Annotated in this window: 12 protein-coding genes; 10 read left to right on the top strand and 2 right to left on the bottom strand. The window is 68.2% G+C overall.

All coding sequences use genetic code 11. From position 1 onward, the window contains the following. Positions 1 to 47: 47 nt before the first annotated feature. Positions 48 to 968: a LysR family transcriptional regulator gene (locus HV798_RS01545; RefSeq protein ID WP_175191043.1), complete on the top strand. Its 921-nt coding sequence runs from the start codon at positions 48 to 50 to the stop codon at positions 966 to 968. Positions 969 to 1,042: 74 nt separating this feature from the next. Here HV798_RS01545 and lptF read toward each other — a convergent pair whose 3' ends face one another. After that, positions 1,043 to 2,146: an LPS export ABC transporter permease LptF gene (gene lptF, locus HV798_RS01540; protein WP_175191042.1), complete on the bottom strand. Its 1,104-nt coding sequence runs from the start codon at positions 2,144 to 2,146 to the stop codon at positions 1,043 to 1,045. A gap of 55 nt (positions 2,147 to 2,201) precedes the next feature. Between lptF and HV798_RS01535 the strand changes: the two genes are divergently transcribed. From HV798_RS01535 to HV798_RS01495, 9 genes are all read left to right on the top strand, one after another. Further along, positions 2,202 to 3,710, top strand: a complete 1,509-nt coding sequence (locus HV798_RS01535; protein ID WP_175191041.1) for a leucyl aminopeptidase — start codon at positions 2,202 to 2,204, stop codon at positions 3,708 to 3,710. 22 nt (positions 3,711 to 3,732) lie between these two features. Further along, positions 3,733 to 4,191 (top strand): DNA polymerase III subunit chi, encoded by a 459-nt coding sequence (locus HV798_RS01530; RefSeq protein WP_175191040.1) that lies wholly within the window; start codon positions 3,733 to 3,735, stop codon positions 4,189 to 4,191. Positions 4,192 to 4,246: 55 nt separating this feature from the next. Continuing rightward, the gene (locus tag HV798_RS01525; protein ID WP_175191039.1) at positions 4,247 to 4,756 is read left to right on the top strand and encodes a hypothetical protein; all 510 of its coding nucleotides are present in this window, start codon (positions 4,247 to 4,249) and stop codon (positions 4,754 to 4,756) included. Positions 4,757 to 4,905: 149 nt separating this feature from the next. Beyond that, positions 4,906 to 5,616, top strand: coding sequence for a Bax inhibitor-1/YccA family protein (locus HV798_RS01520; RefSeq protein WP_025137148.1), 711 nt, complete (start codon positions 4,906 to 4,908; stop codon positions 5,614 to 5,616). 69 nt (positions 5,617 to 5,685) lie between these two features. Continuing rightward, positions 5,686 to 6,603, top strand: a complete 918-nt coding sequence (locus HV798_RS01515) for an aldo/keto reductase (RefSeq protein ID WP_175216322.1) — start codon at positions 5,686 to 5,688, stop codon at positions 6,601 to 6,603. A gap of 4 nt (positions 6,604 to 6,607) precedes the next feature. Further along, a complete protein-coding gene (locus HV798_RS01510; RefSeq protein ID WP_175191037.1) occupies positions 6,608 to 7,918 on the top strand; it encodes an NTP/NDP exchange transporter in 1,311 nt (436 codons plus the stop codon). 91 nt (positions 7,919 to 8,009) lie between these two features. Further along, entirely contained in the window at positions 8,010 to 8,972 is a 963-nt protein-coding gene (locus HV798_RS01505; RefSeq protein WP_175191036.1) for a Bug family tripartite tricarboxylate transporter substrate binding protein, read from the top strand. 31 nt (positions 8,973 to 9,003) lie between these two features. Then, positions 9,004 to 9,981 (top strand): M14 family metallopeptidase, encoded by a 978-nt coding sequence (locus tag HV798_RS01500; protein WP_175191035.1) that lies wholly within the window; start codon positions 9,004 to 9,006, stop codon positions 9,979 to 9,981. A 4-nt stretch (positions 9,982 to 9,985) separates the two neighbouring features. Beyond that, positions 9,986 to 11,086: a pyridoxal-phosphate dependent enzyme gene (locus HV798_RS01495; RefSeq protein ID WP_175191034.1), complete on the top strand. Its 1,101-nt coding sequence runs from the start codon at positions 9,986 to 9,988 to the stop codon at positions 11,084 to 11,086. Positions 11,087 to 11,123: 37 nt separating this feature from the next. On the opposite strand, the gene HV798_RS01490 is transcribed toward HV798_RS01495, so the two are convergent. Next, on the bottom strand, positions 11,124 to 12,041 hold the full coding sequence (locus tag HV798_RS01490; protein WP_175191033.1) for a LysR family transcriptional regulator: 918 nt from the start codon (positions 12,039 to 12,041) through the stop codon (positions 11,124 to 11,126). Positions 12,042 to 12,057 lie beyond the last annotated feature (16 nt).

Genomic DNA, 12,057 nt, shown 5'->3' with positions numbered 1-12,057 from the left:
GCACATTCCTTGTGCATCAATGCACAACGACGACAAGGGCTGAAAACGTGCTTGATTGGGACAGCTTGCGGTATTTCCTGGAAGTGGCGCGCACCCAGCGGGTCAGCGCCGCCGCGCGCAAACTGGGGGTCGAACACACCACGGTGTCACGGCGCATCCGTGCGCTGGAAACCGAGCTGGACACCCTGCTGTTCGAGAAGTCACGCAGCGCCGGCTTCGTGCTGACCGAAGACGGCCAGCGCCTGTTCGTCCATGCCGAGCAGATGGAAAGCACGGTGCACACCGCCCGTGAGAACCTGTCCGGCATCGGCCAGGCCCTGTCGGGCCATCTGCGCATCGGCGCCACCGAGGGCTTCGGCAGCTATGTGCTGACGCCGCTGGCCGCCGACTTCCAGCGGCGCTATCCGCACATCACCCTGGACATCCTGCCGGTGCCGCGCTTTGTCAGCCTGTCCAAGCGCGAGGCGGACCTGGCCATCACCATCGAACGCCCCCAGCGCGGCCCGTACGTCTGCAGCAAGCTGTGCGACTACACCCTGCGCCTGTATGGCACGCCGGGTTACCTGGCGCGCCACCCGCCCATCCAGAGCCGCGCCGACCTGGCCGGCCACAGCTTCATCGGCTATGTCGACGAACTGCTGTTCAGCGAACGCCTGCGCTACCTGGAAGACCTGCTGCCCGCCAGCCGGGTGGTGCTGCGCAGCACCAGCGTGGTGGCGCAATACCACGCCGCATTGCAGGGGCAGTCGCTGGCCATCCTGCCGTGCTTCATCGCCGCGCAGGACCCGCGGCTCAAGCCCGTGCTGGAAAAGGAAGTGGAGATCACGCGGTCGTTCTGGATGTATTGCCACGAAGACCTGCGCAAGCTCAAGCGCGTGACGGTGCTGTGGGAATTCATCCGCAAGTCGGTGCTCAAGAACGCCGACCTGCTGGCCGGCAAGCGCGGCACGATGAAGTATCTGCCGTGACGCGGGCCGGCAACGGCCGCATCACGAATCAAGGCTGCCCGCGGGCGCGGGCAGCGGGCAGCAAGGCGCCAGCCTTAGCTGGTTGTCTTGGGCGCCTTGACCCGCAGGCGGCGCATCAGCAGGAACGCGGTCAACATGGCCACGACGACGTGGATCGCCACGGTGCCCACGCCGAAGCTGAGCTTGCCGTTGGAAATCCAGGCGCGCGACAGGTTGATCAGGTTCATGTACAGCAGGCCGACCAGGCCCGCGATGAGCAGGTCGCCCGAACGGCCCAGGCGCGGGTTCACCGCGCCCAGCGGAATGGCCAGCAGCGCCAGGTTCAGCGCGGCCAGCGGCAGCGAGATGCGCCACATCACCTGCGACCAGCTGCTGGTGGTGTTGTCGGCCATCAGTTGCGGCGTGGTGCGGGCCTTGGACGAGCGCTCGGCGGCGGCGCGGGCCGAGGCGACCGGATCGTCGCCGCCCTTGCTTTCCAGGCGCAGCCCGTATTTGTCGAAGTGCACCAGGCGAATCTCGGGCGTGCCCGGCTTCAGGTCGTAGCGATGGCCTTCGCCCAGCACCAGGAAGCGGTCGCCGTTGGGCAGGGTTTCGCTGTGGGCGCTGGCGGCGGTCAGCACGCTCAGCCACTCGGGGCCGTTTTCGCGGGCGAACACGTTGCCCAGCTCGTCGGTGGGCTTGGCCGGGTCTTCGGCGAAGAACACGCGGTTGCCGCCAGCCGATTCCGCGAACTGGCCCGCCGTGACCTTGGACAGGTCCGAGCGCTGTTCGAAGCGTTCGTGGTATTCGCCGATCTGGCGGTAGGCCCAGGGCGCGGCCACCAGGGTCAGGCCCGCCACGGCAATGGCCACCGGCACGGCGACCCGCAGCACCGGCTTGAGCCAGTCGGCCAGTGACAGGCCGCTGGCGAACCAGACGACCATTTCGGATTCGCGATAGTTGCGCGTGACGGTGGTGAGCACGGCGATGAAGATCGACACCGCCAGGATGGTCGGCAGCGCCGTGATGGTGGACAGCGCGGCCAGCACGAGCACGACGTCCGCCCCGATGTTGCCGCCCGCCGCTTCACCGAGCAGGCGCACGAGCAACACGCTGAGCCACACGATGAGCAACGTGGAAAAGACAACGCCAGCGTGACTGGTGATCTCGCTGACGACAGAGCGTTTGAATAGAGACATGGGAGAATATGCGGGATAATCGACCGCATCATACAGACGCACACGGGAAACCCTCATGGAATTTAGCACACAGACCACCGCTTCCCTGCACCAGATCAAAACCGCCGCGCTGGCGGTCGGGGTCTTTGCCGACGGCGTGTTGAGCCCCGCCGCCGACCTGATCGACCGGGCCTCCAACGGCGCCGTGCGCGCCGTCGCCAAAACCGAATTCCGCGGCCGCGCCGGCTCCACCCTGGTGCTGCGCTCGCTGCCGGGCGTGACCGCCCAGCGCGTGGTCCTGGTGGGCCTGGGCAAGCAGGACGAATATTCGGCCCGCGCCCACGCATCGGCCGAACAGGCCTTTGCCGCCGCCTGCGTGTCCGCCCAACTGACCGAGGGCGTCTCGACCCTGGCCGCCAACCCGATCCCGGACGTGGCCGTCATCGCCCGCGCCCGCAGCGCCGCCATCGCGGCCGGCAGCGCCACCTATCACTACGACGCCAGCTTCGGCAAACCCGACCGCGACGCCCGCCCCAAGCTCAAGAAGATCGTCCAGATCGTCGAACGCGCCGACGCCAGCCAGGCCCAGAAGGGCCTGCGCGAAGGCGCCGCCATCGCCAACGGCATGGAACTGACCCGCACGCTGGGTAACCTGCCCGGCAACATCTGCACCCCCACCTACCTGGGCGAAACCGCCAAGAAGCTGGCCCGCGAGTTCAAGTCCATCAAGGTCGAAGTGCTGGACAAGAAGCAGGTCGAGGCCCTGGGCATGGGTTCGTTCCTGTCGGTGGCCCGCGGTTCCGAAGAAGCCCTGCGCTTCATCGTCCTGCGCCATGCCGGCAAGCCGGCCGCCAAGAAGGGCGCCAAGGCCGCGCAAGGCCCGATCGTGCTGGTCGGCAAGGGCATCACCTTCGATGCCGGCGGTATCTCGCTCAAGCCCGCCGCCACGATGGACGAAATGAAGTACGACATGTGCGGCGCCGCCAGCGTGCTCGGTTCGTTCCGCGCCCTGGCCGAACTGGAATTGCCGCTGGACGTGGTCGGCCTGATCCCGGCCTGCGAAAACCTGCCCAGCGGCACGGCCAACAAGCCGGGCGACGTGGTCACCAGCATGGCTGGCCTGACCATCGAAATCCTGAACACCGACGCCGAAGGCCGCCTGGTGCTGTGCGATGCCCTGACCTACGCCGAACGCTTCAAGCCGTCCACCGTCATCGACATCGCCACCCTCACCGGCGCCTGCGTCGTGGCCCTGGGCCACGTCAACACGGGCCTGTTCACCAAGGACGACGCCCTGTCCGACGCCCTGACGGCCGCCGGCCGCCAGTCGCTGGACACCGCATGGCGCATGCCCATGGACGACGCCTACCAGGAACAGCTGAAGTCCAACTTCGCCGACCTGGCCAACATCGGCGGCCCCCCGGCCGGCGCCGTCACGGCCGCCTGCTTCCTGTCGCGCTTCACCAAGTCGTACCGCTGGGCCCACCTGGACATCGCCGGCACCGCCTGGAAAAGCGGCAAGGACAAGGGCGCCACGGGCCGTCCCGTGCCGCTCCTGATGCAGTTCCTGCTGGACCAGGCTTGATCGGCCTGCGACGGAACCCGGCATGACGCGCATCGACTTCGCCTTCGGCGCGCCCGACCGCTTGCGCATGGCCTGCCAGGTCGTGCGCAAGCGCTACCTGGCAGGCCAGCGGCTGGTGGTGTACTGTAAGGAAGGCTCGCGGCTGACCGCCTTCGACCGCATGCTGTGGGCGTTCGACGACACGTCATTCGTGCCGCACGTGCTGGCCAACGATCCCCTGGCGGCCGAAACGCCGGTCGTGCTGACCGCCGGCGATCCAGGCCAGGCCATGCAGCCCTCGGCTGAAGGCCAGGCCCCGCCCTGGCTGCTGAACCTGGACGACGACTGCCCGCCCGGCTTTGACGCTTTCGAGCGCTTGCTTGAAATCGTCTCGGACGACCCCGACGACAAGCAAGCCGCCCGCCAGCGCTGGCGCACCTACGTCGGGGCGGGCCACACGCCGCAAAGCCACGACCTGAGCCGGCAACAGGCCGGCAACTGACCGTCCGTACACCCGCGCCGCCCTGCCCGGCGGCGCTTCTCCCTCGGGAGCCCCCATGCCCCACCCCACCGACCCCGGCATTCCTACCCTGACCCAGCGGGCCGAACCCACCCTGTCGCCATCTGCTGGCGCCCCCGACGCCCCCGTATTGACCGAGGTGGCGCACGGCGGCGCACGGGCTTATGCTGACGATGCGTTTCCGATGTTGACCGACGTGGCCGAGTCCTCCGGCTTGCACGACTGGCCCGCGGACGACTTCCCGGTATTGACCGACACCGCCGAATCAGACGATTTCCCGCTGCTGACCGAAGCAGCCGACCTGCCTGCGGCGCCGGATGCCGCCCCCGTCATGCAGGCGGCAAGCCAGCCCGCAGAGGCATCCGCAGCCGCGTCCGAGGCCACCGTGCCGCCGCAGGCCGCCGTGCTGGCCGCCCGCCTGCAGGCGGAAGTCGAACAGGCCATGCGCCTGGCCCTGGCCGACGCCATCGAACAGATCCAGGCGCGCATGGACGAAGAACTGCCTCGCATCGTGGCCCGGGTCCTGCAAGACGTACGCCCCGGTTGAAATTTGGCCTTCCGCCCCCATTACGGGTCTACACTGCCCTCCACCTGTCCTAATTCCTCCAAAAACTGGATTCTTCAGGGAACTGTAAGGTATCCTTGGCATCTAAGCCTTCTAGGCAAATCAATTTCTGCCGTACACAGGAGTCCTCCATGAACGAATATCGTCCGTCCCCTTTTAACCGTTCCGGCACCATCGCCGGCGCGCCGGGCGAGGTCGCGCGCAACCAGGTGCTGCGCAACACCTATTGGCTCCTGGCGCTGTCGCTGATCCCGACCGTGCTCGGCGCGGCCGTCGGCCTGTACACGGGCATCAACCGGGTCATGGGCGCCAGCCCCGGCCTGTCCGCCATCGTGTTCCTGGTGGGCGCGTTCGGCATGATGTTCGCCATCGAGAAAAACAAGAACAACTCGCTGGGCGTGGTCCTGCTGCTGGCCTTCACGTTCTTCATGGGCGTGATGCTGTCGCGCCTGCTCGGCTTCGTGATGGGCTTCAGCAACGGCTCGCAGCTGGTCATGACGGCCTTCGGCGGCACCGCGATCGTGTTCGGCACCATGGCCACCCTGGCCACCACCATCAAGCGCGATCTGTCCGGCCTGCAGAAATTCCTGTTCATCGGCGCGGTCGTCATCCTGGTTGCCGCCCTGGCCAACATCTTCCTGCAGCTGCCTGCCCTGATGCTGACCATCTCGGTGCTGGCCATCGTCATCTTCTCGGCGTTCATGCTGGTTGACCTGCAACGCGTCGTGAACGGCGGCGAAACGAACTACGTTTCCGCCACGCTGGCCATCTACCTGGACGTCTACAACGTCTTCTCGAACCTGCTGATGCTGCTCGGCATCTTCGGCGGCAACCGCGAGTAATCGCGTACCGCCTGTCGGCAAACAAGGGCCTGCATGAAACGTGCAGGCCCTTTTTCATTGGAGCTTGCCATGTCCGACCGCCGCCGCTTCCTGCAGGCTGCCGCCTGCGCTCCCTTGATGGCCCAGCCGTGGGCGGCCCACGCCCTGAGCACCAAGCGCCCCATGCGGGTTCGCGAGATCTGGTCGTCCGGCGAAATGCTGCCGGCCATAGGTCTGGGCACGGCCGATACCTTCAATGTGCCACCGTCGGATGCGGCCGCCATGGCGCCGTTGGCCCAGGTGCTGGACACGCTGCTCGAGGCGGGCGGCAGGCTGATCGACACCGCTCCCAGCTACGGCCAGGCCGAGGCCGTCACCGGCGAGCTGGTGACGCGCAAGCCGGACATGCGCCGCCAGGTCTTCCTGGCCACCAAGATCAGCACCCAGGGGCATGAGGCGGCCAGGCGCCAGATCGAGCATTCGCAGCGCGCCCTCAAGACCGACAAGCTGGACCTGATCCAGGTGCACAACCTGATCGACACCCGCAACCAGCTCGCGTTGCTGCGTGACCTGAAACAACAGGGCGTGACGCGCTACCTCGGCATCACCCATTACACCGACTACGCCCACGACGAACTCACCAACCTGGTCGAGCGAGAAAAGCCCGACTTCCTGCAGATCAACCTGTCGATCGGCGCGCGCCACGCCGAAAAGCGCCTGCTGCCGGCCTGCCTGGCGAACGGCGTGGCCGTGCTGATCAACCGCCCGTTCCAGGACGGCGCCCTGTTTCGCCAGGTCAAGGGCCGGCCCTTGCCTGAATGGGCCGCGGAAATCGGTTGCGGCTCCTGGGCCCAGTTGTTCCTGAAGTTCGTCATCAGCCACCCCGCCGTCACCGCCGTCATCCCCGCCACCTCCAAGCCGGCCAATATGGCCGACAACGTGCTGGCCGGCTTTGGGCCGCTGGCGAACGACGCTCAACGCGAACGCATCGCCGCCCTGCTGGCCTGACGCCATGCCCGCCCTTCCCGGCCCCTGGCGCCATCGGGCAGCGCAAGCGCTCGGCATCCGCGCCGACGAACTGGCCGCGGCCGCCTGCGGTTTCGCGTTCTTCTTTTTTCTTTTCTGCGGCTATTTCATGCTGCGGCCGATCCGCGAAACCCTGGGGATCCAGGCGGGCGTGGACCAGCTGCAATGGCTGTTCACCGCGACCTTTCTTGCCATGCTGGCGGTGGTGCCGCTGTTCGGCTGGTTGTCGGCCCGGGTGCCGCGGGCCACGCTGGTGACCTGGGTCTATGCCGCCTTCGCCGCCACGATGGCGGGCTACGCCGCCCTGTTCCACTGGCGCCCCGACAGCGTCTGGGCGGCGCGCAGCTTCTACGTCTGGCTGTCGGTCTTCAACCTGTTCGTGGTGTCGCTGGCCTGGAGCCTGATGGCCGACGTGTTCCGCATGGACTCGGCCAAGCGCCTGTTCGCGCTGATCGCCGCAGGCGCCAGCGCGGGGGGACTGTGCGGCCCGCTGCTGGGCGGGCTGCTGGCCGGCGCGCTGGGTCCGGCGGGCCTGTTGCTGCTGTCGGCCCTGTTGTTGGCCGCGACGCTGCCGCTCAAGCGCTGGCTGCTGCGCTGGCGCGCCGCCACACATTCCGACGCCGACACGGCCGAGATGGCGCGCCCCATCCCGGGCGCGGTGCTCGCCGGCCTGTCGCGCGTGTTCCAGTCGCGCTACCTGCTGGGCATCGCCGGGCTGGTCGTACTGCTGGCCACCCTCAATACCTTTCTCTACATGGAGCAGGCCCGGCTGGTGGCTGGCGCGTTCACCGACACCGCCCAGCGCATCCGCGTGTTCTCGGCCCTGGACTTCACGGTGCAGGCGCTGGCGCTGCTGTCGCAGCTGTTCATCACTGGCCGGGTGGCCGCCCGGCTGGGCGTGCGGTTCCTGATGACCGCCGTCCCGTTGGCCATGGTGCTGGCGTTTCTGGCCCTGGCGGCCTACCCCGTGTTCGCCGTGTTGGCGGGCGCCATGATCCTGCGCCGCGTGGGCGAATATGCCTTGATCCGCCCAGGGCGGGAAATGCTGTTCACCGCGGTCTCGCCTGAAGACAAGTACAAGACCAAGAACGTCATCGATACCGTCGTGTACCGGGCGGGCGATGCCGCCAGCGGCTGGGTCAAGGCCGGCGTGGATGCCCTGGGCCACGGCGTGGCGTTGATCGCCCTGTTGGGCGCCGCCTGCGCGTTGGCCGCTGCGGCGCTCGGTTATGGGCTGGGGCGCCGCGCCGACCGGCCCACCCAACCGTTAGATTCAGCCAAACATCCATCTCAATAAACCGAACGAGTTCCCGGCGCGGCCGCCGCACAATGGCGCAGCCTGATCGCACCCTCCGATCGCGCATGCCCCTAACGTCCCGGGAATCGTCATGACACGCACCGCCAGCCTTGCCGCCCTGTTGCTTTGCCTGACCGCGCCGCCCGCGCTGGCCGATTACCCCACCCGCCCGATCACCCTGATCGTGCCCGCCGCAGCCGGCGGCAACGCCGACATCACCGCCCGCCTGGTCGGCCAGGAAATGAGCCGCACACTGGGGCAGCCGGTGGTGGTGGAAAACCGCGTGGGCGCGGGAGGCCGCATCGGCACCCAGGCCTTGGTGCGCGCCGCGCCCGACGGCTACACCATCGGCTATGCGCACGTGGGCACGCTGGTGCTGCACCGCTATCTGTTCAAGCAGCAGCTCTATGACCTGGACCGCGACATTGCGCCCATCGGACTGGTCGCCGAAACGCCCAACGTCATCGTCGTCAACGCCGCCTCGCCGTACCGCGACCTGAAAAGCTTCATCGCCGCCAGCCGCGCCCAGCCCGACCGCCTGACCATGACCTCGGCCGACCCCGGCACCACCAGCGAAGTCGGCGTCAAACTCTTCATCGCCCAGACCGGTGCGGCCGTGCGCCAGATTCCGTACAAGGCCACCGCCGCCCAGTTGTCGGACCTGCTGGGCAGGCATGTGGATTCGATGATGGAGAACCTGCCGCCCTTGATCGGCAACCTGAAGGACGGCCGCCTGCGCGCGCTGGCCGTCACCACCAAGGGCCGTGCCGCCTCCAATCCGGACGTACCGACGGTGGCCGAACAGGGCTACCCCGACTATGAGCAATCCGCCTGGAGCGCCCTGGTAGCGCCCGCCGGCACGCCCCCCGCGGTGATTGCCAAACTGAACGCGGCGATGAACACCGCCCTGCGTTCGGACGCGGTCAGCAAGGAACTGCGCAGCCGATCACAAGAACCGCTGGGCGGCTCGCCCGAAGACGTGAAGATCCAGATTCAGAAGGAACTGCCCAAATGGGAAAGCATCATCAAGGCCGCCGGCACCACGCTGGATTGACGCCTCGCGCGCTGCCGACGGGAGCCTCGCCATGGCCAAGGTAAGCCGGGAAGACTTCACCTGCGCCGCCGCCACCAACACGTCGGCGTACCGGCGCATCACCTTGCCCGTGCTGAAGATCGAGGCGGGGCCCGGCCCCGCCGTGGCCCTGATGGCCGGCGTGCATGGCGACGAATGGGAAGGCCAGGCCGCCATCCTGCAACTGTGGCATCTGCTGCCGGGCGTCCTGCAACGCGGCACGGTGTATCTGCTGCCCGCCGCCAATGCCGAAGCGTCGCTGGCCGGCACCCGTCTGTCGCCCTCGGACGGCGGCAACCTCAATCGCGCCTTCCTGGGCGCACCGGCGCGCGGCTACACGGAAAGCGTGGCCGCCGCATTGGAAACCCGGCTGTTGCCTCACATCCAGGCGCTGGTCGACGTGCATAGCGGCGGCGCATCGCTGCGTTACCTGCCCTCATCGGTCATCACTCGCTACGGCAACGATGCATTCGACGAACGCCTGCCGGCGCTGGCGCGCGCCTTCGGCCTGCCCCATTGCGTATTCTTTCGCGGCACCGAAGCCGGCTCCCTGCCCGCGGCCGCCAGCCGCCTGGGCGTGCTGCGGCTCAGCGCGGAAATCGGCGGCGGCCGTGAAACCACCCGCACACTGGTCGAAGATTGCCGCGACGGCTTGTTGGGCTGCCTGGCCGAGCTGGGCCTCCTGGCCAGCGCGGCGCCGCGCCACCCCGCCCCGTCGCTCTACGACCTGGATACACCGGCCGCCACCTTGCGTACGCGTGACAGCGGCGTCTTCGTGCCCGGCGTCGCCCTCGGCCAGACCGTGACGGCCGGCCAGACCATCGGCCAGCTCATCGAACCGGCCCGGCCCGACCTCGCGTCGCGCAACCTGCCCAGCCCGCAGGCAGGCACCGTCGTCTGCCTGCGCGCCATCGCCCGCAGCGACGACGGCGACTGCCTGCTGCAAGTCGCGCCTGCCCTTCCCCTGGATTCCCTTGCCTCGCTGTACTGACCCCATGCAGATGAACCCCCGCTTGTCCGGCCTGCGCTGCATTCGCTGCGAAAGCCTGCTGCCGCCCGCCGATTACCCGGAAGGCTGCCCCCATTGTCTGCAGGCCGGCCACCCCGCCTCGCTGGAATGCCGCTACGACGCCGGGGCGGGCGATGAGGCAATGGCCTTGCCGGTGCTCAATCCCGTGACGTTGGGCGAAGGCGCCACGCCGTGTCTGGACGCCCCGCACCTGGCGCAAGCCGAAGGCGTCGGCCGATTGTGGCTCAAATGCGAAAGCGCCAACCCCACCGGCAGCCACAAGGACCGCATGGCCGCCCAGCTCGTGTCGCGCGCCCGCCTGGCGGGGGCGTCCCGCGTGGCCGCCGCCTCCAGCGGCAACGCCGGCGTCTCGCTGGCGGCCTACTGCGCGGCCGCCGGGCTGCAAGCGGACATCGCCATCACCCGCAACTGTCCGCCCTTGCAACGCGACGCCATGCAGCGCTTCGGCGCACGCCTGACGGCGTTCGACGACAGCCTGGGGCGATGGCCGTTTGTGGCGGACCTGTGCCGCAATCAAGGCGCCTTCGCCGGCACCAACTACCTCAATCCGCCCGTCGGCACCCACGCTTATGGGGTCGAAGGCTACAAGCCCATCGCCCGCGAGATCTTCGATGCCTGCGGCCTGCCGACGGACATCATCGTGCCGACCGCCCGGGGCGACCTGCTGTGGGGCATCCTGCTGGGCTGGCAGCACTTGCTGCACGCCGGCCTGATCGCGCAATTGCCACGGCTGCACGCCGTGGAACCCTACGCTCGGCTATCGCGGGCGCGGGCCACGGGCGATGCCCGCAGCCTGTGGGAAGGCGCCACGGACCAGTACTCGATCGCGGGCGGCACCACCACCCTGCAATCGCTGCAAGCCCTGTCGCGCTCGGGCGGCTCGCCGGTCGAGGTCTCGGATGCCGCGGCCGCGCAGGCCCAACAACGGCTGGAACGCCTGGGCCTGGCCACTGAATTGTCGTCGGCCGCGGCGCTGGCGGCGGTGACGCGGCTGCGGCGCGCGGGCCAACTGGATGCGGAATCGTCGGTGGTATTGATCCTGACGTCGGACGGACGCCGGGGTTGATGCGGATAGCGGGCGCAACGCCCGGTGCGTTCGGCACCTAGCCGCGGGCGACCCCATAGCGTTCCACCAGCGGCGCCAGGGCGGCCCGCAAACAGGTCGCCCAGAATTTGCCGGCTTCGGACAGCGGCCGACTGCCGTGGACGATCATGTGGCATTCGAAATGCACCGGCGCGGCCAGCGGCCGGTGGCGCAACCCCGCCGCTTCCAGGCTCACCGCCGTGGCGGGGTTGGCAATGCCGACGCCATGCCCATCCAGGGCCAACTGGCAGACGGTCGCGGAATACGGCGTCTCGATGGCGATCTTCAGGCTCGCGCCGGCCTGCAGCACCAGCGCATCCAGCCGCTGGCGCGAAGCATCCTCGGTGTTCAAAGCAATGATGTCGACGTCGGCCAACTGGGCAAACCCGACCTGCGCGAGACGCGCCAGCGAATGGGTTTCAGGAAACACCACCACGGCCCGCAAGCTGGCCAGCCGGTGACCGCGCAGGCCTTCCAGTTCCGACTCGTCGGCCACCGTCGCCAGATCCAGTTCGCCGGACACGACCATGTCGCGCAGCGTATTCGAATCGCGGATCTGCAAGTACAGCGGCGTATCGGGATAGCGCTGGCGAAAACGCGTGATGGCATCGCTGACCACCGCGCCGCTGTAGGCATGGATGCAGCCGATGCGCAGCCGCGGCTGGGCCGCTCCGCGAATGGCGCGAATCTTCCTGCCCAGGCTTTCCAGACCGACATTCAGGCGCCGGATTTCCTCGTACAGCAACGTGGCTTCCGGGGTGCGCAGCATGCGCTGGCGCACGCGCTCGAACAGGCGCAGTTCGATGCTGGCTTCCAGGGCGGCCAGGGTGGCGCTGACGGTGGCGGGCGATACATCCAGGCGCCGGGCGGCGGCGGTCACGCTTTCGGTTTCGTATACCGTACGAAAGGTCTCGACCTGTTTGAGCGTGAAGGTCATGGCCGGACGCGCCGCA

The sequence above is a fragment of the Achromobacter deleyi genome (assembly GCF_902859705.1).
Taxonomy (GTDB): Bacteria; Pseudomonadota; Gammaproteobacteria; order Burkholderiales; family Burkholderiaceae_B; genus Achromobacter; species Achromobacter deleyi.
The sequence above is the reverse complement of the archived record's forward strand: the minus strand, read 5'-3'. Positions and strand labels throughout refer to the sequence as shown.